Genomic DNA, 23,656 nt, shown 5'->3' with positions numbered 1-23,656 from the left:
CCTCCGGACGGCACGGCTCCTGGGCTCAGCCACCCATCGCCGCGACCACCGAACGCGGTCGCATATCGGTCCAGTTGGCCTCGATGAATTCGCCGCACTCCTGCTTGCCGGCCTCTTCCTTCACCAGCTCCCAGCCCGACGGCTGCTGAATCCGGGCCGGCCACAGCGAATACTGACCCTCTTCGTTGACCAGCACAACATAGCGGCCCTGGGAGTCCTCGAACGGGTTGGTTGCCATGATTTCCACCTCGGTTGGGCGAATATGAACGTGATGTCGTCAGGTGCCTGTGAGCTTTTCGGCTGCATGAAATGCTAGAAGGTGCCGAACGGGCCGCCGGGCAGAAGCACAGGCAGTACGGCGGCACGACCGGGCGCGTGGTCAGGTGAGCGCGTGGGCCCGGCGGTGGGTGTGGGTGAGCGCCACCCCGGTCGCCACGGTCGCCGCGCGCACCGCGCCCAGTGCCTCGCGCACCAGCTCCGAACGCTCCACCGGCATCACCTCGAACCCGAGCTGGCCCGCCCGGACGATGTTCACCGCGGCTTCGAGCACCGCGACCTGGGCCTCCCCGAGCGCTTCGCGCCGGTCGACCCGTTCCCGTACCTCCGCCAGGACGTCGGCGAGCACGTCCGCCGCGGGGACGCTGTGGCCGGAATCCGTCATGTCATGACTCCTCGGTCTTTCGCCGGCGGTGTGCCGCGCGCTGGATTCTGCGGGTGCAGTGCGGCCAGTTTCACGTTCCGCCGACACCCCGGCACCGGGCTGTCGGCCAACTGCTCCTCTGCTGCCGCCCAGTTGCCGCCGGTGACGCCGGAAACACCTGTGCGGCGAATCTACGGTGGTGGCCGAAAGGAAATTCCGGACCCGTTCCGGAACTCTTTCTCCCCTGTCATCCAATGATGTGGACGAAGCGAACAATGAAGCCTGCGGAATGGGCGGCTCGTCATCGATCCGGGCCGCTGGACGTTGTTGTCACCGGACTCCAATCCGATGCGCACACCTGGAATCTCATCTACATCCAATTGCTGCTCGAAGACCTCGGGCACAAGGTCGTCAATCTGGGTTCCTGCGTCCCCGAGGACGAGATCGTGGAGTCCTGCTGCAAGTTCCAGCCCGACCTGCTGGTCGTCAGCAGTGTCAACGGGCACGGTTTCCACGACGCCGAGCCGCTGATCGGGGCCATCCGGTCGCGCTGGGAACTCACCGGCCTGCCCACGGTCATCGGCGGCAAGCTCGGCGTGGCCGGGAACGGGGAGGAAGAGGCCGACGCCCTCATGCGGGCCGGGTTCGACGCGGTCTTCCAGGACGGTGTCGACATCGCCGCCTTCGAGTCGTACGTCGACTCCCTCCCCAAGGAGGTGGAACGGTGACCGTGCTGGTCCAGCAGACGCCGGCGTCCGCCCGTGCCACCGTGCACCGGCGCCCGCACTCCTTCGGCCGCTTCGTCGCCGAGGCGCAGGCCCGCGGAACGCTCGTGGTGCAGCCCCGGATGGGTTTCTCCGACCCCGCGCTGATGCGGGCCGGTCTGCTCGCCACCAAGAACGCCACCGACGGGGTCGTCGGCACCATGACGATCGACAGCTACACCCGGGTCAACGACGAACCCTCGGCGGCCCGCGCGCTGAGCGGCGGCGTACCGCTCAACGGCTTCCCCCTCACCCACTACAGCCCGCAGACCTCCCGATGGGTCCTCGACGGCGTCGAGGACGCCGGGTTCCCGGTGCAGATCCGGCACGGCTCGGCCCGCCCCCAGCGCATCGTGACCGCACTGGCCAGACTCGGCCTGGACGCCACCGAGGGCGGCCCGGTCTCCTACTGCCTGCCCTACGGGCGCACCCCGCTCCTGGACTCCGTACGCAACTGGCAGGAGAGCTGCGACTTCCTGGCCGGGCTGCGCGGCACCGGGGCGGAACCCCACCTGGAGACCTTCGGCGGCTGCATGCTCGGCCAGCTCTGCCCGCCCGGACTCCTCGTCGCGATCAGCGCGCTGGAGGCGCTCTTCTTCCACCGGGCGGGGCTGCGCAGCATCTCGCTCAGCTACGCCCAGCAGACCAACGCCGCCCAGGACCGCGAGGCGATGGGGGCCCTGCACCGGCTGGCCGGCGAATTCCTGCCGGACACCGAATGGCACATCGTCCTCTACACCTACATGGGCCTGTACCCGCAGACCCGCACCGGTTCCCTGGAACTCCTGGAGCGTTCGGCCGAACTGGCCGTGGAGACCGGAGCGGCCCGGCTGATCGTGAAGACCGCCGCCGAGGCGCACCGCATCCCCACCGTCGCGGAGAACGTCGAAGCCCTGCGGGTCGCGGCGCGGGCCGCCGCCCGGCACCGCGCCCGGACCGCCGGGCACCCGGCCGTACCGGCCCCCGGCAGCGACCCGGCGGACAACGCCGTGTACGCCGAGGCCCGCGCCCTGGTGGACGCGGTGCTGAACCTGGACGACGACCTGGGCCAGGCCCTGCTCAAGGCCTTCGCCCGCGGATACCTCGACGTTCCCTACTGCCTGCACCCCGACAACGCGGGCCGCACCCGCAGCCACATCGACGGATCCGGCCGCCTGACCTGGTCCGAGATCGGGGCGATGCCCCTCGGGCCCGTCCGTGACCGCGGGCGGCGGCTCACCGCGGCCGGACTGTTCGACGCCCTGTCGTTCGTACAGCGCCGCCACGACCGCACCGTCCCCCAGACCGCTCCCCGCCCCACGTTGCCCACGGCGGCCCGTCGCCCGGCGGCCCATCGGCAGCACACCCAGGAGGTAGCACCATGACCAGCCCGACCGCCGTGTCCCAGGACCGTGCCGTGCCCCCGTTCCCCGACTCGCCCGACCAGCACCTGCTGGCCGAATCGACCCGTGCCACGCTGCGCGTGCAGAGCCGCATGCTCGCCGCGACCCGCGCCTTCCTGACCGGGCAGGGCTTCCAGGAGCTGCTGCCCCCGGTCATCGGGCCGGTCACCGACCCGGGCATCCGGGGCTCCAAGCAGGTGGACGTCGACTTCTACGGCCACAAGTACAAGCTGATGACCAGCGCGATCCTCTACAAGCAGGCCTCGCTGCTGGCCTTCGACAAGATCTTCTACATCGCTCCCAACGTGCGGCTGGAGCCGCTGGAGACGGCCGTCACCCACCGCCACCTCGCCGAGTTCCACCAGATCGACGTGGAGATCCGCGACGCCCGCCGCGAGGACGCCATGGAGCTGGCCGAACGGCTGGTCTCCCACGTCGTCGCGGAGGTCGTCCGCGAGATGCCGCAGGATCTTGAGCTCCTCGGCCGGGACGCGGACGCCTTCCGCGAGGTCGTCGAGGGCGCGTTCGGCCGCACCACGCACCGCGAGGCCACCGCGGACCTGGTGGCGCTCGGCCACCCGCAGGACCCGGCCGCCGAGATCGACTGGGAGGGCGAGGAGATCCTCTCCGCCAAGTCCAGCCGCCCCTTCTTCGTCGTCGACTACCCCAAGGGCTCGCGCGGCTTCTACGACCAGGAGGACTCCGAACGCCCCGGCGTCCTGCGCAACTTCGACCTGATCGCCCCCGAGGGCTACGGCGAGCTGGCCAGCGGCAGCGAGCGCGAGCACGACTACGCGGCCCTGGTGACCCGGATGCGGGAGACCGGCGAGAACCCCGCCAAGTACGGCTGGTACCTCGACCTGGCCCGCCGCGGCATCCCCGCCAGCTCCGGCTTCGGCATCGGCCTGGAGCGCTTCACCCGCTACGTCACCGGCCGCACCGCCGCCTGGGAGGCCAGCGCCTACCCGAAGCTCCCCGGCGTGGTGTCGGCATGACCGGGACACTGAGCGCCGAAGGCTTCCCCGAGGCGCAGGTGCGCCACCGGGCCAGAGCCGGCGAGGCGGGCGCCTTCCCCGAGCTGAAGACCTACGGCTCCGGCATGCTGGGCGCGGCCCCTGCCGGGCACGACCCGTACGACCTGCTGGAACGCGCCAGGATCGTACCCCCGGTGTTCATGCCCCAGCGGCTGGCGAAACTCATCGACCTGGCCCGCGAACCGCTGTACACCGACGTCGAACTGGCCACCCGCATCGGCGGGTTCGCCTCCCGGCTGCCGCTCTACGTCTCCGCGTTCGGCTCGACCCAGGTCGCCAGCCACGACCTGGGCGAGGCGGCCGGACGCCAGGCCGGGCAGCTCGGCATCCCGATGGTCATCGGGGAGAACGTGGTGCCGGTCAACGGCTTCCGCTCCGCCGCCGACGCCGCGGCCTCCCCGCTGATCGGCCGGATCGCCGCCTACACGGCCGCCGCCGACGACGAGCACGGCGGGGTGGTGGTCCAGCAGTCCACCGAGGACGCGGACGCCGAGGTGTGGAACCTCGTCTACAGCGACCCGGTGTCCGAACAACTGCTGGCCACCGGCCGCCTCGCCTTCGAACTGAAGGTCGGGCAGGGCGCCAAGCCCGGCCTCGGCGGCCTCACCGTCCTGGACCGCGACGCGGGCGACCGGGTCGCCGGACAGTACGCCATGGACACGGTGTTCGGGGACGACAGCGCGTCGGTGCTGCGGGTCAGCAGCCCCGGAACCTTCACCGAGGAGATCCTGCGCCAGCAGATCCGGCTGATGCGGAACAACTTCCCCCGCGCCAGGGTGTGGGTGAAGCTGCACCCCGGCCGCGACGTGGCACGGGCCGCGGCCACCGCCTGGGAGGCCGGGGCGGACTCCGTCACCGTGGACGGCGCGGAGGGCGGCACCGCCTGGGCGCCGACCGCCTTCCTCGCCCAGGTCGGCCTCCCGCTCGGCGAATGCCTCACCCGCATCGGCCGCACCGAACACTGCCTGCTCGCCAGCGGACGGATCTGGGAAGGAAGCCGGGCCGTCAAGGCCCTGGCGCTCGGCGCCCGCGCCGTCGGCCTCGGCCGGGCCGCGCTGCTCGCCGTGGACGAGGACGCCGAATCCGGCCTGGTCCGCCTGGCCGAGAGCATCGCCCTGGAGCTGCGGCTCCTGATCAGCGCCGTCGGCAAGTACGACGTCGGCGCCCTGGACGCCGAGGACATCCTCCTGCCGGCGGACGCCACGACGGCCGTTCGCACCGGCTGATCCCGGCCCCGCTCTTCCACCGCTCCTCACTCAGCTTCGCACCAACCGCACGTCATCCACCGTGGCTCCGTCGGTCTCCCGGCACGCCGCGAGACCACGAGATCCGAGCTACCGAGAAGGTGTCGAGATGTTCCAGCCGCAAACCGATCCGGCTCTCTCCCGCGGCGCCGACGTCCCCGAGCACGTCGCCGCCTACAACGACACGGCCGAGAACCTCCCCGAGGGCGCTCTGCACGTACTGTTCGCCGCACAGGCGGCCCGTACCCCCGAGGCCGTCGCCCTCGTCCGCGAGGACCACAGCCTCACCTACCGGGAGCTGGACGGCGCGGCCAACGCCCTGGCACACCGGCTCGTCGCCGAGGGCGTCCGGCCGGGCGACGCGGTCGGTCTGCTCTTCGACCGCTCCTTCGCCTACGTCATCACCGTCCTCGCCGTGCTGAAGAGCGGCGGCGTGTACGTCCCCCTCGACCACCGCCAGACCGAGGAGCGCCTCGGCTGGATCCTCGACAACACCGGCGCCGCCCTCCTGGTCACCGACCGCCCGGCCGAGGAGACCGGCTTCGCGGCCGGCCTGCCCGCCCTGCGCCTCGACGACACGACGGCCACCGCCGGCACGGCCCCCACCGCACCCGACATCCCGGTCCACCCCGACCACCCGCTCTACATGATGTTCACCTCCGGCTCCAGCGGCACCCCCAAGGGCGTGGTGAACACCCACCGCAACGTCGTCGAACTGGCCCTGGACCCGGGCTTCGGCACCACCGCCCACGAACGGGTCCTCGCCTACTCCCCGCTGCCCTTCGACTCCTCCACCTACGAACTGTGGGTGCCGCTGCTGCGCGGCGGACTCGCCGTCGTACTCCCCGCCCGCAAGATCGACATCGGTGAGCTGGCCGAGGCCGTCACCCGCTACCGGGCGACCGCCGCCTATTTCACGACCGCCCTCTTCGACGCCATGGCCAGCGAGGCGATCGACGGTCTGGGGCAGCTGCGCGAGATCTGGACCGGCGGCGACGTGCTGTCCGCCACCGCTCTGCAACGCGCCATGGACCACTGCCCGGACACCACGTTCGTGCACGTCTACGGCCCCACCGAGGCCACCGTCTTCTGCAGCTATCAGAGCTTCACCCCCGAGGTCCGCACCCTCGACCGGCTGCACCTCGGCATCCCCATGGCCAACACGGCCATGTACGTCCTCGACGCCGAACTGCGCCACACCGCCCCCGGCGAGACCGGCGAACTCTACGTCGCGGGCCCGCACCTCGCCCAGGGCTACGGCCGCCTCCCGGCCCTGACCGCCGAACGCTTCACCGCCGACCCCTACGGCCCGGCCGGCACCCGGATGTACCGCACCGGAGACCTCGCCGCCTGGAACGAGCACGGCGAGATCGTCTTCCTGGGCCGCGCCGACCAGCAGGTCAAACTGCGCGGCAACCGCATCGAGCTCGGCGAGATCGAGACCGTGCTCGCCCGCCACCCCTCCGTCGGCCAGGCCGCGGTCATCGTCCGCGAGGACCGGCCCGGCGACAAGCGCCTGGTCGCCTACGCCGTACCCGCCGAGGAAGGCGTCCTGGACGGCGCCGAACTCCTGCGGCACGCGGCCGAGCACCTCGTCGAGTACATGGTGCCCTCGGCCGTCGTCCCGATGGGCACCCTGCCGCTGACCCCGAACGGCAAGCTCGACCGGCGTGCCCTGCCCGCCCCCCGGGCCGGGGCCGCCCCCGGCGGCCGGGCGCCGCGCAATCCCGTCGAGGAAGTCCTCTGCGGCCTGTTCGCCCACTCCCTCGGCCTGCCTTCGATCGGCATCGACGACGACTTCTTCACCCTCGGCGGCCACTCGCTGCTCGCGACCCGGCTGGTCAGCCGGGTCCGCACGGTCCTGGACGTCCAGCTCACCCTGCGGCAGTTCTTCGAGTACCCGACCGTCGCCCTGCTCGCCGAGTACGTCGCCACCGGCGGCGGTGAATCGGCCCGCCCCGCCCTCACCGCCCAGGAGCGCCCGGAGCCGCTGCCGCTCTCCGCGGCCCAGCAGCGGCTCTGGTTCCTCGACCAGCTGGAGGGCCCCTCCGCGACATACAACATCCCGCTCGCCGTACGGGTGCGCGGTCCCCTCGACGTCGCGGCCCTGGAAGCGGCGTTCACCGATGTCGCGGGGCGCCACGAGAGCCTGCGCACCGTGTTCGGGCAGGCGGAAGGCCGGACGTACCAGCGCATCCTGCCGGCCGACGGCGTCCGGGTGGAGGTGCCGGTCACCCCCGCCACCGAGGAGACCGTCGGCGAGCTGCTGACCGCCGAGTCCGAGCGGATCTTCGACCTGGCCTCCGATCTCCCCTTCCGGGCCCGGCTGTTCACCCTCGGCGAGCAGGATGCCGTGCTCCTGGTCGTCATGCACCACATCGTCTCCGACGGCTGGTCCTACCAGCCGCTCATGCGCGACCTGAGCACCGCGTACGCGACCCGCTCCCGCGGCGAGCGCCCCGCCTGGGAGCCGCTGCCCGCCCAGTACGCCGACTACGCCCTCTGGCACCGCGCCGTGCTCGGCGACCCCGCCGACCCCGACAGCGTCGCCGCCGGTCAACTCGACTACTGGCGCGGTGCGCTGGCCGGACTCCCGGACGAGGTCACCCTCCCCGCCGACCGGCCCCGCCCGGCCGTCGCCTCCTACCGCGGCGCCACCCACACCGTGCACCTCACCGAGGAGACCCACGCCGCGCTCGCGGAGCTCGCCCGCGAGTCGGGCGCCTCGGTCTTCATGGTGGCGCAGGCCGCGGTGTCGACCCTGCTGTCCCGCTCCGGCGCCGGGCACGACATCCCGCTCGGCTCACCCATCGCGGGCCGCACGGACCAGGCGCTGGACGATCTCGTCGGCTTCTTCGTCAACACCCTGGTGCTGCGCACAGACCTGTCCGACGACCCCACCTTCCGTGAACTCCTGGACCGGGTCCGGGAGACCGACCTGGCCGCCTGGAGCCACCAGGACCTGCCGTTCGACCGGCTCGTCGAGGCGCTGAACCCGGAGCGCACCACTGCCCGGCACCCGCTCTTCCAGGTCATGCTGACCCTGACCGACGCCGCCACCCCGACGCTTCTCGCCGAGGACCTGGACACCGAATCGGAGTTCGCCTGGCTGCGGTTCGCCAAGTTCGACCTCACGTTCTCCTTCGCGGAGCACCGCGGTTCGGACGGTGGGCCGGGCGGGCTGGACATCACGATCGAGTACGCGACGGACCTGTTCGACGCCCGTTCGGTGGAGTCGGCCGGTGAGCGGCTGGTGCGGTTGCTGACCGCCGCGGTGGAGACGCCGGATGTGCCGGTGGGCGAGCTGGAGCTGCTGTCTTCCGGTGAGCGTGAGCTGCTGCTGGAGGAGTGGGCCGGTGCGGAGAACAGCGCTGTGGACGCGGGTCTGGGCGTGTTGTTCGCGGCGCAGGTGGCGCGGACGCCGGACGCGGTGGCGGTGGTGGGGGAGGGGCGTGAGCTCTCCTACCGTGAGCTGGACGTGCTGGCGAACGGTGCGGCGTACCGGTTGATCGCGGAGGGGGTGCGGCCGGGCAGTCGGGTCGCGTTGTTCCAGGAGCGGTCGGTGGCCGCGGTGGTCACGACGTTGGCCGTGGTGAAGGCGGGTGCGGTGTATGTGCCGTTGGACACCCGTTATCCGGCGGAGCGTGTCGAGCTGATCGTGGGGCAGTCGGGTGTCACGCATCTGGTGACCGACCGCGACCCGGGCTCGGCGGCGGTGCCGGAGGGTGTGCGGGTGCTCGGCCCGGTGGCGGGCGAGGCGGTGGCGACCTCGGACCCGGGCGTGCCGGTCCATCCGGACCAGCCGGTGTACGCGATGTTCACCTCGGGCTCCACGGGGGTCCCGAAGGGTGTGGCGGTCACCCACCGGAATGTGGCGGACCTGGCCGCGCAGACGATGTACGCGAGCGGGAACCACGCCCGGGTGCTGTTCCACTCGGCGATGGCGTTCGACGCCTCCACGTACGAGATGTGGGTGCCCTGGCTCAACGGCGGCACCCTGGTCGTCGCCCCCGCCGGACACCTCGACGCCGCGGCGTACGAGGAACTGATCGCCGCTCACGGCATCACCGCACTGTGGCTGACGGCCGGCCTCTTCCGGGTCATCGCCGAGGAGGCCCCCGAGGCGTTCGCCGGGGTGCGTGAGGTGTGGGCCGGCGGCGATGTCGTGCCGCCGGAGGCGGTACGCCGGGTGATGGAGTGCTGCCCAGAGATCACCGTGGTCAATGGGTACGGTCCCACGGAGACCACCACGTTCGCCGCGACGCACCGTATCCACCGCCCGCTCGACTACGCGGGCGCGATCCCGATCGGTGAACCGCTGGACAACCACCGGTTGTACGCACTGGACGAGGGGCTGCGGCTCGTCCCGCCCGGCACCCCGGGTGAGCTGTACATCGCGGGTGCCGGGCTGGCGCAGGGGTATCTGGACCGGCCGGGCATGACGGCGGACCGTTTCGTGGCCGACCCGTACGGTCCGGCGGGGAGCCGGATGTACCGGACCGGGGACCTGGTCCGCTGGAACGCCGCTGGCTCCCTGGAGTACTTGGGCCGGGCCGACCAGCAGGTGAAGCTGCGCGGCTTTCGGATCGAACTCGGCGAGATCGAGACCGCGCTGGCCGCCCACCCGGGCGTCGCCCAGGCCACCGTGGCCGTCCGCGAGGACCGCCCCGGCGACAAACGCCTCGTCGCCTACCTGGTCGCCGCCGAGGACACCGGAATCGACACCGGGGAGGTGCGCCGCGAGATCACCGGCACCCTGCCCGAGTACATGGTCCCGTCCGCCTTCGTGGTCCTCGACGCGATCCCCCTCACCGTCAACGGCAAGGTCGACCGACGCGCCCTGCCCGCCCCGGAGTTCGACAACGAGCCCACCGGGCGCGCACCCCGGGGACCGGCCGAGGAGGTCCTCTGCGGCCTCTTCGCCGAGGTCCTGGGGCTGCCCTCCGCCACCATCGACGACCACTTCTTCGACCTCGGCGGCCACTCCCTGCTCGCCACCCGCCTCATCAGCCGCATCCGGCAGACCTTCGGTGTCCAGATCACCGTCCGCGACCTCTTCCAGGGACCGACGGTCGCCTCCCTCGCCGCATGCGTCGAAACGGGCGGCGACACCGTACGCCGACCGGCGCTGCGCGAGGCGGAGCGGCCCGAGCGGGTGCCGCTCTCCTCGGCCCAGCAGCGCCTCTGGTTCCTGCACCACCTGGAGGGGCCCTCGGCGACGTACAACATTCCCCTCGCCCTGCGCCTCACGGGCGCGCTCGACCACGGGGCCCTGCAACTCGCCCTCACCGACCTGGTCGTACGGCACGAGTCGCTGCGCACCCTCTTCGGGACGGCGGACGACACCGCGCACCAGTGGCAGCTTCCCGCCGCCGACGTCCGGGTGGAGCTGCCCGTCGTCCTCACCGCCGAGGCGGACCTCGCCGCCGACCTCGGCGAACAGGCCGCCCGCAGCTTCGACCTCGAGAACGAACTGCCCATCCGGGCGACGCTGTTCGCCCTCGGTGAGCAGGAGCACGTCCTGCTCGTCGTGATGCACCACATCGCCTCCGACGGCTGGTCCACCGCACCGCTGCTGCGGGACCTCGGCGCCGCCTACACGGCCCGCGCCACGGGCGAGGCCCCCGGGTGGGAGCCGCTGCCGGTCCAGTACGCCGACTACACCCTCTGGCAGCGCGACGTGCTCGCCGCCGACGGGGAACGGCAGGCGGAGTTCTGGCGCACCGCACTGCGGGGGCTGCCCGACGAGGCCACCCTGCCGGCCGACCGGCCGCGTCCGGCGGTCGCCACCTACCGCGGCAGCACCCACGGCATCCACGTTCCCGCGGACCTGCACGAGGCGCTGACCCGGCTGGCCCGGGAGACCGGCACCACGATGTTCATGGTCGCGCAGGCCGCCGTCGCCACCGCACTGTCCCGCTCCGGTGCCGGGCACGACATCCCGCTCGGCGCCCCCATCGCGGGCCGCTCGGAGCAGGCGCTGGACGATCTGGTCGGCTTCTTCGTCAACACCCTGGTGCTGCGCACCGACCTGTCCGGCGACCCCGGCTTCCGTGAACTCCTGGACCGGGTCCGCGACGCCGACCTCGCCGCCTGGGCCCACCAGGACCTCCCCTTCGACCGGCTCGTCGAAGACCTCAACCCGGAGCGCTCCACCGCCCGCCACCCCCTCTTCCAAGTGGTGCTCACCCTTCAGGAGGCACTCACTCCCGGCCTCGAACTCCCGGGCATCACGGCCGAATCGGGCTTCACGACGCTGGAGATCTCCAAGTTCGACCTGACCTTCTCCTTCCACGAGCACCGCACCCCGGACGGCCGCCCCGGCGGACTGGACATCAGGATCGAGTACGCCACCGATCTGTACGACGCCCCGACCGTCGAAGCGGTCGCCGCCCGACTGGTCCGGCTGCTCGGCGACGCAGTCGCCCGGCCCGAAGTCCCCGTCGCCGAGCTCGAGTTCCTCGGATCCGACGAACGCCGACAGCTCCTGGAGGGCTGGAACGGCACGGTGACCGGCTCCCTCGAGGACGGGCTCGCGGAACGCTTCGCCGCCCAGGCGGCCCGCACACCCGAGGCCGTCGCCCTGGTCGACGGCGACCGGGAGCTGACCTACGCCGAGCTGGACGCCGACGCCAACCGGCTGGCCCATCGGCTCATGGGGCTCGGCGTCCGGCCGGAGAGCGTCGTCGCCGTACTGATGGAACGCTCGGCGGAGCTGCTCGTCGGCCTCCTCGCGGTGGTGAAGGCCGGCGGCGTCTACGCCCCGCTCAACACCGCGGACCCCGACAGCCGCCTGCTCCACATCCTCGCCGAGACCGGGGCGACGGTGCTGCTCACCGACCCGGCACTGGCCGATCACCCGATCGTCGCCCGGAGCGCCGCCCAGGCCGTGGTGCTCGACGGAACCACCGGATCCGCCGACCTCCCGGCCACCCCGCCGGACCGCCGGTCCCACCCCGACCAGTGGCTGTACGTGATGTTCACCTCGGGCTCGACGGGCGTCCCGAAGGGCGTCGCGGTCACCCACCGCAACGTGGCGGACCTGGCCGCGCAGACCATGTATGCCAACGGCAACCACACCCGGGTGCTCTTCCACTCGCCGCACACCTTCGACGCCGCGACGCACGAGATCTGGGTGCCGCTGCTCAATGGAGGAACGGTCGTGGTGGCCCCGCCCGGCTACCTCGAACCCGGCACCCTGGGCGGCCTCCTGACCGGGCACCGCATCAGCTCGCTCTGGCTGACGGCCGGCCTGTTCCGGGTGATGGCCGAAGAGGTCCCGGAGGCGTTCGCCGGGGTGCGTGAGGTGTGGGCCGGTGGCGATGTCGTGCCGCCGGAGGCGGTGCGCCGGGTGATGGAGTGCTGCCCGGAGATCACCGTGGTCAATGGGTACGGTCCCACGGAGACCACCACGTTCGCCGCGACGCACCGTATCCACCGCCCGCTCGACTACGCGGGCGCGATCCCGATCGGTGAACCGCTGGACAACCACCGGTTGTACGTTCTGGACGAGGGACTGCGGCTCGTCCCGCCCGGCACCCCGGGCGAGCTGTACATCGCCGGAGCCGGACTCGCCCGCGGCTACCTCGGCAGGCCCGGCATGACGGCGGACCGCTTCGTGGCCGACCCCTACGGTCCGGCGGGGACCCGGATGTACCGGACCGGGGACCTGGTCCGCTGGAGCCCCGACGGTTCGCTGGAGTACTTGGGCCGGGCCGACCAGCAGGTGAAGCTGCGCGGTTTCCGGATCGAACTCGGGGAGATCGAGAGCGCGCTGGCCGCCCACCCGGGCGTCGCCCAGGCCACCGTGGTCGTCCGCGAGGACCGCCCCGGCGACAAACGCCTCGTCGCCTACCTGGTCGCCGCCGACGGAGCCCGCGCCGATGTCGCCGAACTGCGCGGCCACGTCTCCGACGCCCTGCCCGAATACATGGTCCCGTCCGCCTTCATGGTCCTCGACGCGATCCCCCTCACCACCAACGGCAAGGTCGACCGGCGCGCCCTGCCCGCCCCGCAGACCGCCCACACCACCAATGGGCGTGCCCCGCGCACCCCGCAGGAAGAAGTGCTGTGCGGCCTCTTCGCCGCCGTGCTCGGGCTCCCCTCGGTCACCATCGACGACCACTTCTTCCACCGGGGCGGCCACTCGGTGCTCGGCACCCGCCTGATCAGCCGCATCCGGCGCGCGTTCGGCGTCCAGCTCGGCGTGAAGGACCTGTTCCGCAACCCCACGGTGCTCGCGCTCTCCGAGTGCGTCACCGCGAGCAGCGGCGAACTGCCCCGCCCCGCGCTGATGCCCGAGGAGCGTCCGGAGCAAGTGCCGCTCTCCTCGGCGCAGCAGCGGCTCTGGTTCCTGGACCAGATGGAGGGCCCGTCCGCCACGTACAACATCCCCCTCGCCCTGCGGCTCAGCGGCCGTCTGGACCGTGAGGCGCTGCGCCTCGCGCTGACCGACCTCACGACCCGTCACGAGGGACTGCGCACCGTCTTCCCCACCCACGAAGGGACCCCGCACCAGCACGTCCTGCCCCCGGCCGAACTCGCCCTCCCCCTGATCGAGACCACCGAGGAAGAGGCCACCGCGCGACTGGCGGAACTGTCGGCGGCCACCTTCGACCTGTCCGTCCAGCGGCCGGTCCGGGCCCACCTGCTCGCGCTCGGCGAGCGGGAACACATCCTGCTGGTCGTCATCCACCACATCGCTTCCGACGGCTGGTCCAACGGCCCGCTCTTCCGCGACCTGGCCACCGCCTACGAGGCCCGCACCGAAGGCGCCGCCCCCGCGTGGGAGCCGCTGCCGGTCCAGTACGCCGACTACTCCCTCTGGCAGCAACGCCTCCTGGGCGACGACGAGGGACGCCAACTCGACTACTGGCGCTCCGCGCTGGCCGACCTGCCGGACGAGGCCACGCTCCCGGCCGACCGGCCCCGGCCGGCCACCGCCTCCAACCGGGGCACCACGCACACCGTGCACTGCCCGCCCGAGCTGCACGAGGCGCTCGGCACACTGGCCCAGGACACCGGGACGACCCTGTTCATGGTGGCGCAGGCCGCGGTGTCGACCCTGCTGTCCCGCTCCGGCGCCGGCCACGACATCCCGCTCGGCTCGCCCGTCGCGGGCCGCACCGATCCCGCGCTGGACGATCTCGTCGGCTTCTTCGTCAACACCCTTGTCCTGCGCACCGACACCAGCGGCGACCCCACCTTCCGCGAACTGCTCACCCGGGTCCGCGAGACGGACCTCGCCGCCTGGAGCCACCAGGACCTCCCCTTCGACCGGCTCGTCGAGGTCCTCAACCCCGAACGCACCACCGCCCGCCACCCCCTCTTCCAGGTCATGCTCACCGTCGGAGACATGTCCGCCGACGCCCCCGAACTCCCCGGCCTGGAAACGGCGTACGCGTTCTCGAAGGTGGAGATCGCCAAGTTCGACCTCACCTTCGGCTTCGCGGAGCACCGCGGTTCGGACGGTGGGCCGGGCGGGCTGGACATCACGATCGAGTACGCGACGGACCTGTTCGACGCCCGTTCGGTGGAGTCGGCCGGTGAGCGGCTGGTGCGGTTGCTGACCACTGCGGTGGAGACGCCGGATGTGCCGGTGGGTGAGCTGGAGCTGCTGTCGTCCGGTGAGCGTGAGCTGCTGCTGGAGAAGTGGGCCGGTGAGGCGACCGGGAGTCCGGACGCGGGTCTGGGCGCGTTGTTCGCGGCGCAGGTGGCGCGGACGCCGGACGCGGTGGCCGTGGTGGGGGAGGGGCGTGAGCTCTCCTACCGTGAGCTGGACGTGCTGGCCAACGGTGCGGCACATCGGCTGATCGCGGAGGGGGTGCGGCCGGGCAGTCGGGTCGCGTTGTTCCAGGAGCGGTCGGTGGCCGCGGTGGTCACGACGTTGGCCGTGGTGAAGGCGGGTGCGGTGTACGTCCCGTTGGACACCCGTTATCCGGCGGAGCGCGTCGAACTGATCGTGGGGCAGTCGGGTGTCACGCACCTGGTGACCGACCGCGACCCGGGCTCGACGGCCGTGCCGGAGGGCGTGCGGGTGCTCGGCCCGGTGACCGGAACTCCCTCCGCCACCTCCGACCCGGGCGTGCCGGTCCATCCGGACCAGCCGGTGTACGCGATGTTCACTTCGGGGTCCACGGGGGTCCCGAAGGGTGTGGCGGTCACCCACCGCAATGTGGCGGACCTGGCCGCGCAGACGATGTACGCGAGCGGGAACCACGCCCGGGTGCTGTTCCACTCGGCGATGGCGTTCGACGCCTCCACGTACGAGATGTGGGTGCCCTGGCTCAACGGCGGCACGCTGGTCGTCGCCCCCGCCGGACACCTCGCCCCGGCCGACTACGTGCGGCTGCTGACCCAGCACCGGATCAGCTCGCTCTGGCTGACGGCCGGCCTCTTCCGGCTCATGGCGGAGGAGGTCCCGGAGGCGTTCGCCGGGGTGCGCGAGGTGTGGGCCGGTGGCGACGTCGTCCCGCCGGAGGCGGTACGCCGGGTCATGGACCACTGCCCCGACATCACGGTCGTGAACGGTTACGGACCCACCGAGACCACCACCTTCGCCACCACCCACCGCATCCGCCGCCCGCTCGAGGACACGGGGGCCCTTCCGATCGGTGAGGCGCTGGACAACCACCGGTTGTACGTACTGGACGAGGGGCTGCGGCTCGTCCCACCCGGCACCCCGGGCGAGCTGTACATCGCGGGTGCCGGGCTGGCGCAGGGTTATCTGGACCGGCCGGGCATGACGGCGGACCGTTTCGTGGCCGACCCGTACGGTCCGGCGGGGACCCGGATGTACCGGACCGGGGACCTGGTCCGCTGGAACGCGATGGGTTCGCTGGAGTACCTGGGCCGGGCCGACCAGCAGGTGAAGCTGCGCGGTTTCCGGATCGAGCTCGGCGAGATCGAGACCGTCCTCGCCGGCCTGGCGGGCGTCGGCCAGGCCACCGTGGCCGTCCGCGAGGACCGCCCCGGCGACAAACGCCTCGTCGCCTACCTCACCGCGGAGGAAGGCACCACGGCCGAAACCGGTGACCTACAGCGGCAGATGTCCGGGCTGCTGCCCGACTACATGGTCCCGTCCGCCTTCGTGGTCCTCGACGAGATCCCCCTCACCGTCAACGGCAAGGTCGACCGACGCGCCTTGCCCGCCCCGCAGTTCGACAACGAACCCACCGGGCGCGCGCCGCGCAACGCCAAGGAAGAAGTCCTCTGCGGCCTCTTCGCGGAAATCCTCGGACTGCCCTCGGTCACCATCGACGACCACTTCTTCAACCTCGGCGGGCACTCGCTCCTCGCCACCCGGCTCGTCGGCCGGATCCGCACCGCGCTCGGAGCCGAACTCTCCGTCGCGACCCTCTTCGAAAACCCGATCGTGGCCACGCTCGTCGAGAAGCTCGACGGCGCCGCGGCCGCACGGCCCAAACTTCGGCCGATGCGCCGGATGGGAGTGACCAAGTGATTCCCTTGTCCTTCGCCCAGCAGCGGCTCTGGTTCATCGCGCAGATGGAAGGGCCGTCCACCACCTACAACATCCCGCTCGCGGTCCGGCTGAACGGTGACCTCGACCGCCCGGCACTCCACGCGGCGCTCCTCGACGTCGTCGCCAGACACGAGAGCCTGCGCACCCTCTTCCCGGACCAGGACGGCACCCCGTACCAGCACATCCTCGCCGAGGAGGACGTGGAACTCCCGCTGCCGGTCGTCCGGGCCGACGCCGCGACCCTCCAGGCCGTCCTCGCCGAGGAGTCCGCCCAGATCTTCCACCTGGCCCAGGACCTCCCCGTCCGGGCCCGTCTGATCGCCCTCGGCGAGCGGGAGCACGTCCTGCTCGTCGTCATGCACCACATCGTGTCCGACGGCGGCTCGACCGCCCCCCTGCTCCAGGACCTCGCGACCGCCTACGAGGCGCGCGCCCGGGGCGCCGCCCCGGCGTGGGAGCCGCTGCCGGTCCAGTACGCCGACTACACCCTCTGGCAGCAGGAACTCCTCGGCGAGGGCGACGACCCGGAGAGCGCCGGAGTGCGCCAGCTGGAGTTCTGGCGGCAGGCCCTGGACGGGCTGCCCGAGGAGGCCACCCTGCCGGCCGACCGGCCCCGCCCCGCCTCCGCCTCGTACACCGGCGCGACCTGCGACGTCCGGCTGCCCGCCGAACTCCACATCGGACTGACCCACCTCGCCCGGGAATCCGGCGCCACCCTGTTCATGGCGGTCCAGGCCGCCGTGGCGACCACCCTGGCCCGGTCCGGCGCGGGCCCCGACATCCCCATCGGCTCCCCGGTCTCCGGGCGCATCGACGAAGCGCTCGACGGGCTCGTCGGCTTCTTCGTCAACACCCTCGTCCTGCGCACCGACCTGACCGGCGACCCGAGCTTCCGCGACCTGCTCTCCCGGGTCCGCAGGACCGACCTGGCGGCCTGGGACAACCAGGACCTGCCGTTCGACCGGCTGGTGGAGGTGCTGAACCCCGAGCGCTCCGCCTCCCGGCACCCGCTCTTCCAGGTGATGCTCACCATGGGCGAGGCCGGGTCGGACGTCATCGGATTCCCGGGGCTCGACGCCCGTACCGAATACAGCGCCCTCCAGATCGCCAAGTTCGACCTCACGTTCGGCTTCGCGGAGCACCGCACCCGCGACGGACGGCCGGACGGCCTGGACATCACCATCGAGTACGCCACCGACCTCTACGACGCCCGGACCATCGACGCCCTCATGGCACGGCTGAACCGGCTGCTGGAAGCCGTGGTCACCTCGCCCGACACGCCGCTGTCCGTTCTCGACCTGCTCGGCGAGCACGAGCGGCGGCTGCTCCTGGAGGAGCGCGGCGGCGCCGACACCGGCAGCCCGGACCTCAGCCTCGCGGAGCTGTTCTCCGCGCAGGCCGCCCGCACCCCGGACGCCATCGCCCTGGTCGACGAGGACCACGACCTGACCTATGCCGAACTCGACGACGTCACCAACCGGCTGGCCCACCACCTCGTCAACACCGGCGTCCGGCGCCACGACGTCGTCGCCGTCCTGATGGAACGCTCCACCGACCTGCTCACCGCACTGCTCGCCGTGGTGAAGGCCGGGGCCGTCTACGCCCCGCTGAACACCACCGACCCCGACAGCCGGCTCGTCCAGATCCTCGCCGACACCCGGGCGCCGGTCCTCCTCACCGACCGGGCCCTCGCCGACCACCAGGTCGTCCTCGACGCGGACGCACAGGTCATCGTCCTGGGCGAGGACATCGGCCTCGACCGGCTGCCCGCCACCGCCCCGGACCACACCATCCACCCCGACCAGCCGGTGTACGCGATGTTCACCTCGGGCTCGACGGGCGTCCCGAAGGGCGTCGCGGTCACCCACCGCAACGTCGCGGACCTGGCCGCGCAGACCATGTACGCCAACGACAACCACACCCGGGTGCTCTTCCACTCCCCGGCCGCCTTCGACGCGTCGACGTACGAGATCTGGGTGCCCTGGCTGAACGGCCGCACCGTCGTCGTCGCCCCGCGCGGCCACCTCGCCCCCGCCGACTACCAGCGGCTGCTCTCCGAGCACCGGATCACCGCGCTCTGGATGACCGCGGGGCTCTTCCGGGTCATGGCCGAGGAGGCGCCCGGAGCGTTCGCCGGGGTGCGTGAGGTGTGGGCCGGCGGCGACGTCGTCCCGCCGGAGGCCGCCCGCCGGGTCATGGACCACTGCCCCGACATCACCGTCGTCAACGGCTACGGCCCCACCGAGACCACCACCTTCGCCACCACCCACCGCATCCACCGCCCGCTCGACTACACGGGTGCGATCCCGATCGGTGAAGCTCTGGACAACCACCGGTTGTACGTCCTGGACGACGCGCTGCGGCTCGTCCCGCCCGGCGCCCCCGGCGAGCTGTACATCGCCGGAACCGGACTCGCCCAGGGCTACCTCAACCGCGCCTCGCTGACCGCCGAACGCTTCGTCGCCGACCCGTACGGCACCGCCGGGACCCGGATGTACCGGACCGGGGACCTGGTCCGCTGGAACGCCACGGGCTCCCTGGAGTACCTGGGCCGGGCCGACCAGCAGGTGAAGCTGCGCGGCTTCCGGATCGAACTCGGGGAGATCGAGAGCGCGCTGGCCGCCCACCCGGGCGTCGGCCAGGCCACCGTCATGGTCCGCGAGGACCGGCCCGGCGACAAGCGGCTCGCCGCGTACCTGGTCGCCGCCGACGGCGCGAGCATCGACACCGAGGAGGTGCACCGCGAGATCGCCGGTGCGCTGCCCGAGTACATGGTGCCGTCCGCCTTCATGGTCCTCGACGCGATCCCGCTCACCACCAACGGCAAGGTCGACCGGCGCGCCCTGCCCGCCCCGCAGCACACCGCCGACACCGGCGGCCGGGCCCCGCGCACCCCCGCCGAGGAAGTCCTCTGCGGCCTCTTCGCGGCCGTGCTCGGACTCCCCTCCGTCACCATCGACGACCACTTCTTCCGGCGCGGCGGTCACTCCCTGCTCGCCACCCGGCTCATCAGCCGCATCCGGGCGGTGTGGCGGACCGAGATCACCATCCGGGACCTGTTCCAGTACGCCACCGTCGCCCAGCTCGCCGAACGGATCGCCGCCGAGGGCAGCGAGGACCGGCGCCCCACGCTGATGCCCGAGGAGCGTCCGGAGCGGGTGCCGCTCTCCTCGGCGCAGCAGCGGCTCTGGTTCCTGGACCAGATGGAGGGCCCGTCCGCCACGTACAACATCCCCCTCGCCCTGCGGCTCCGGGGCCGTCTGGACCGTGAGGCGCTGCGCCTCGCGCTCAGCGACCTCACGACCCGTCACGAGGGATTGCGCACCGTCTTCCCCACCCACGAAGGGACCCCGCACCAGCACATCCTGCCCCCGGCCGAACTCGCCCTCCCCCTGATCCACACCACCGAGGACGACCTCACCGGGCGGCTGGCCGCCCTGGCCGGCCGGACCTTCGACCTGGCGGCCGAACCGCCGCTGCGGGCCCAGCTGCTGGAGATCGGCCCCGAGGACCACGTACTCGCACTCGTCATCCACCACATCGCCTCCGACGGCTGGTCCAACGGCCCGCTCTTCCGCGACCTGGCCACCGCCTACGAGGCCCGCACCGAGGGCAACGCCCCCGCGTGGGAGCCGCTGCCGGTCCAGTACGCCGACTACTCCCTCTGGCAGCAACGCCTCTTGGAGGACACCGAGGAACGGCAGCTCGACCACTGGCGCGAGGTCCTCGCCGACCTGCCCGAGGAGGCCACCCTCCCCACCGATCACGCCCGCCCGGCCGTCGCCTCCAACAAGGGCCGCACCCACGCCGTGCGCTGCACCGCCGAACTGCACACCGCTCTGACGGAACTGGCCCAGGAGACCGGCACCACCCTGTTCATGGTGGCGCAGGCCGCGGTGGCGACCCTGCTGTCCCGCTCCGGCGCCGGGCACGACATCCCGCTCGGCTCACCCGTCGCCGGACGCACCGACCAGAAGCTCGACGACCTCGTCGGCTTCTTCGTCAACACCCTCGTCCTGCGCACCGACACCAGCGGCGACCCCACCTTCCGTGAACTGCTCACCCGGGTCCGCGAGACCGACCTCGCCGCCTGGGCCCACCAGGACCTCCCCTTCGACCGGCTCGTCGAAGCGCTCAACCCCGAGCGCACCACCGCCCGCCACCCCCTCTTCCAGGTCATGCTCACCGTCGGAGACACCAGCACCGACGCCCCCCGGCTCGGCGGACTGGACAGCGAGTTCGCCATCCCGCCGGTCGCCGTCGCCAAGTTCGACCTGACCTTCGCGTTCGCCGAGAACCGCACCGAGGACGGCCGCCCCGACGGCCTCGACATCATGATCGAGTACACCACCGACCTCTACGACGCACGCACCGTCACCGCCGCCGCGGACCGGCTGGTCCGGCTCCTCACCGGGGCCGTCGCCACCCCCGATCTGCCCGTCGGCGCCCTCGAGACCGTCTCCGGGCAGGAGCGGGCCAGGCTGCGGGAGTGGAGCGGTGCCCAGGCTCCGGCCCCCGCGCTCGGACTCGACGCGCTCTTCACGGCACAGGCCGTGCGCACCCCGCAGTCCGTCGCGCTGGTCCACGAGGAACAGCGGGTCACCTACCAGGAGCTGGACGTCTGGTCGAACCGGCTGGCCCGCCACCTCACCGCGCGCGGGGTCACCCCCGGCAGCATCGTCGCCATCCACGTCGAGCGCTCCCCGCAGCTCATCGCCACCCTGCTCGCCGCGCTGAAGGCCGGGGCCGGATACACCCTGCTCGACCCGCAGTTCCCGGCCGAGCGGCTGAACACCGTGCTCGGCCAGACCCGCCCGGCGGCCTTCGTCACCCAGGCCCACCTCACCCCCCTGTCGACCCCGGCCACCCTGATCGACCTCACCGAGGAGATCCCCGCGATCAGCGCCCTGCCCGGGACCCCCGTGGAGACCGGCGGGCACCCCGAGTCCATCGCGTGCGTCATGTTCACCTCCGGCTCCACCGGGCTGCCCAAGGGAGTCGCCGCCTCGCACCGGGCGCTCGCCGCCACGTTCATCGGCCCCGACTACCTGGACTTCGGCCCCGGGCAGACCTATCTGCAGAGCTCCCCGGTGTCCTGGGACGCCTTCGCCCTGGAGGTCTTCGGACCCCTGCTGCACGGCGGCGTCTGCGTCCTCCAGCCCGGCCAGCACACCGACCCGCACCAGATCGCCGAACTCGTCGAACAGCACGGCATCACCACCCTCCAGATGTCCGCGAGCCTCTTCAACCACATGCTCGACGAGCACCCGGCGGTCTTCTCCCGGATCAAGGAGGCCATGACCGCGGGCGAGGCCGCCTCACCCGCCCACACCGCCCGCGCCCTCGCCGACCACCCCCACCTCCACCTCATCAACGGCTACGGCCCCGCCGAGAGCATGGGCTTCACCACCACCCACACCCTCACCGGACCCGCCCCCGCCATCCCGATCGGCCGCCCCATCACCGGCAAGCACGCCTACGTCCTGGACGAGAACCTCCGGATGCTGCCGCCCGGTGTCCCCGGCGAGCTCTACGTCGCCGGCCACGGCCTCGCCCACGGCTACATCGGACAGCCCGCTCTCAGCGCCGAACGGTTCGTCGCCGACCCGCACGGGGCACCCGGCTCACGGATGTACCGCACCGGCGACCTCGCCCGCTGGAGCCAGGACGGGGCACTGGAGTATTTCGGCCGGGCCGACCAGCAGATCAAGCTGCGGGGCTTCCGCATCGAGCCGGGTGAGATCGAATCGGCGCTGCTGCGGCACCCCTCCCTCGCCCAGGTGGCGGTGCTGATCCGGGAGGACCGGCCCGGCGACAAACGGCTGGTGGCGTACGTGGTGCCCACCGAGGGAAGCGAGCCGGACCTCGCCGAGCTGCGCCGCCACGCGGTGGCCGCCCTGCCCGAATACATGGTCCCGGCCACCATCGTCCCGCTCGACGCGCTGCCGCTGACCGTCAACGGGAAGCTCGACCGGCGCGCCCTGCCCGAGCCGGCCCGGGCCGACACGGGCGGCGGCCGGGCCCCGCGCACCCCCGCCGAGGAAGTGCTGTGCGGCCTCTTCGCGGAGGTCCTGGGCCTCGGCGCGGTCACCATCGACGACCACTTCTTCCAGCTCGGCGGCCACTCCCTGCTCGCCACCCGGCTGATCGGCCGCATCCGCTCCATCTGGGACACCCGGGTCACCATCCGCGACCTGTTCCAGTGCCCGACCCCCGTCCTGCTCGCCGAACACATCGCCACGAACTCCGGCGGCGACCCGATGGAGACACTGCTCCCGATCCGGGCCGCCTCCGCCGACACCACCGAGGCCCCGCTGTTCTGCGTCCACGCCGTCTCCGGGATGAGCTGGTCGTACGCCGGACTGCTCCGGCACATCGGCGGGCGGCCGCTCTACGGCCTCCAGGCCCGTGAGCTGACCCACCCCGCGGACCGGCCCGCGGGCATCGAGGAGATGGCCGAAAGCTATGCGGCCCAGATCCGTTCGGTGCAGGCACACGGCCCGTACCACCTGCTCGGCTGGTCCTTCGGCGGACTGGTCGCGCAGGCCATCGCCGCCCGGCTCGAGGAGCAGGGCGAGGAAGTGGCCGTACTGGCCCTGCTCGACTCCTACCCGCTGCCCAACGGATTCCGGCCACCCGTCATCACCGGCCGGGAGGTGCTGACCGCGCTGCTCGGCGGACGCGGCGCCGAACTCGACGTACGGTGCGCCGACACCGCCCCCGACGCCCGGGAGCTGGCCGACGTCCTGCGTGCCGAGGACACCGTCCTGGGCGCGCTGGAACCCGAGCAGGCCGCGGCGGTCGTCACCGCGACGGCCGGCAACCTGGAGATGCGCTACCGGTACGTCCCCGAGCGCCGGTTCGGCGGCGACGCGGTGTTCTTCAACGCCGCCCGCACCCCCGCCGCGAGCAGCGGGGCCGAAGCCTGGGCACCCCATGTCCGGGGCCGGATCGAGGAGTACGACATCGACTGCGAGCACTGGGACATGACCACGGCCGAACCGCTGCGCGAGATAGGGAAGATCCTGGCCGAGGAACTGCGGGGGGCACGCCACTGACCCACCCCCACCAGGTGCCCGGATCCGCCGACCACGGCGGGTCCGGGCACCT

8 protein-coding genes are annotated in these 23,656 nt (G+C 72.2%); 6 read left to right on the top strand and 2 right to left on the bottom strand.

Going from position 1 to position 23,656, the window contains the following annotated elements:
* Window positions 1-25: 25 nt before the first annotated feature.
* Window positions 26-238 carry an MbtH family protein gene (locus ACFCV8_RS19745; RefSeq protein WP_376686660.1) on the bottom strand — a complete coding sequence of 71 codons (213 nt, stop codon included), beginning with the start codon at window positions 236-238 and terminating at the stop codon, window positions 26-28.
* 141 nt (window positions 239-379) lie between these two features.
* Window positions 380-661, bottom strand: a complete 282-nt coding sequence (locus ACFCV8_RS19740) for a hypothetical protein (protein ID WP_376686659.1) — start codon at window positions 659-661, stop codon at window positions 380-382.
* Window positions 662-1,020: 359 nt separating this feature from the next.
* On the opposite strand from ACFCV8_RS19740, the gene ACFCV8_RS19735 reads away from it, so the two are divergent.
* From ACFCV8_RS19735 to ACFCV8_RS19710, 6 genes are all read left to right on the top strand, one after another.
* A complete protein-coding gene (locus tag ACFCV8_RS19735) occupies window positions 1,021-1,368 on the top strand; it encodes a cobalamin B12-binding domain-containing protein (RefSeq protein ID WP_376686658.1) in 348 nt (115 codons plus the stop codon).
* 2 nt (window positions 1,369-1,370) lie between these two features.
* A complete protein-coding gene (locus ACFCV8_RS19730) occupies window positions 1,371-2,768 on the top strand; it encodes a methylaspartate mutase (RefSeq protein WP_376686661.1) in 1,398 nt (465 codons plus the stop codon).
* Window positions 2,765-3,781, top strand: a complete 1,017-nt coding sequence (locus ACFCV8_RS19725) for an asparagine synthetase A (protein WP_376686657.1) — start codon at window positions 2,765-2,767, stop codon at window positions 3,779-3,781. The genes ACFCV8_RS19730 and ACFCV8_RS19725 overlap by 4 nt, the downstream gene beginning before the upstream one ends.
* Window positions 3,778-5,046: a glutamate synthase-related protein gene (locus ACFCV8_RS19720; RefSeq protein WP_376686656.1), complete on the top strand. Its 1,269-nt coding sequence runs from the start codon at window positions 3,778-3,780 to the stop codon at window positions 5,044-5,046. Before ACFCV8_RS19725 ends, ACFCV8_RS19720 begins: the two co-directional genes overlap by 4 nt.
* A gap of 127 nt (window positions 5,047-5,173) precedes the next feature.
* A complete protein-coding gene (locus tag ACFCV8_RS19715; RefSeq protein ID WP_376686655.1) occupies window positions 5,174-16,525 on the top strand; it encodes an amino acid adenylation domain-containing protein in 11,352 nt (3,783 codons plus the stop codon).
* Window positions 16,522-23,604: an amino acid adenylation domain-containing protein gene (locus ACFCV8_RS19710; protein ID WP_376686654.1), complete on the top strand. Its 7,083-nt coding sequence runs from the start codon at window positions 16,522-16,524 to the stop codon at window positions 23,602-23,604. Before ACFCV8_RS19715 ends, ACFCV8_RS19710 begins: the two co-directional genes overlap by 4 nt.
* Window positions 23,605-23,656 lie beyond the last annotated feature (52 nt).

It is taken from the genome of Streptomyces sp. NPDC056347, from assembly GCF_042262625.1.
Classification (GTDB): domain Bacteria; phylum Actinomycetota; class Actinomycetes; order Streptomycetales; family Streptomycetaceae; genus Streptomyces.
Note: the sequence above shows the minus strand (reverse complement) of the source record. Positions and strands in the feature narration are given on the sequence as shown.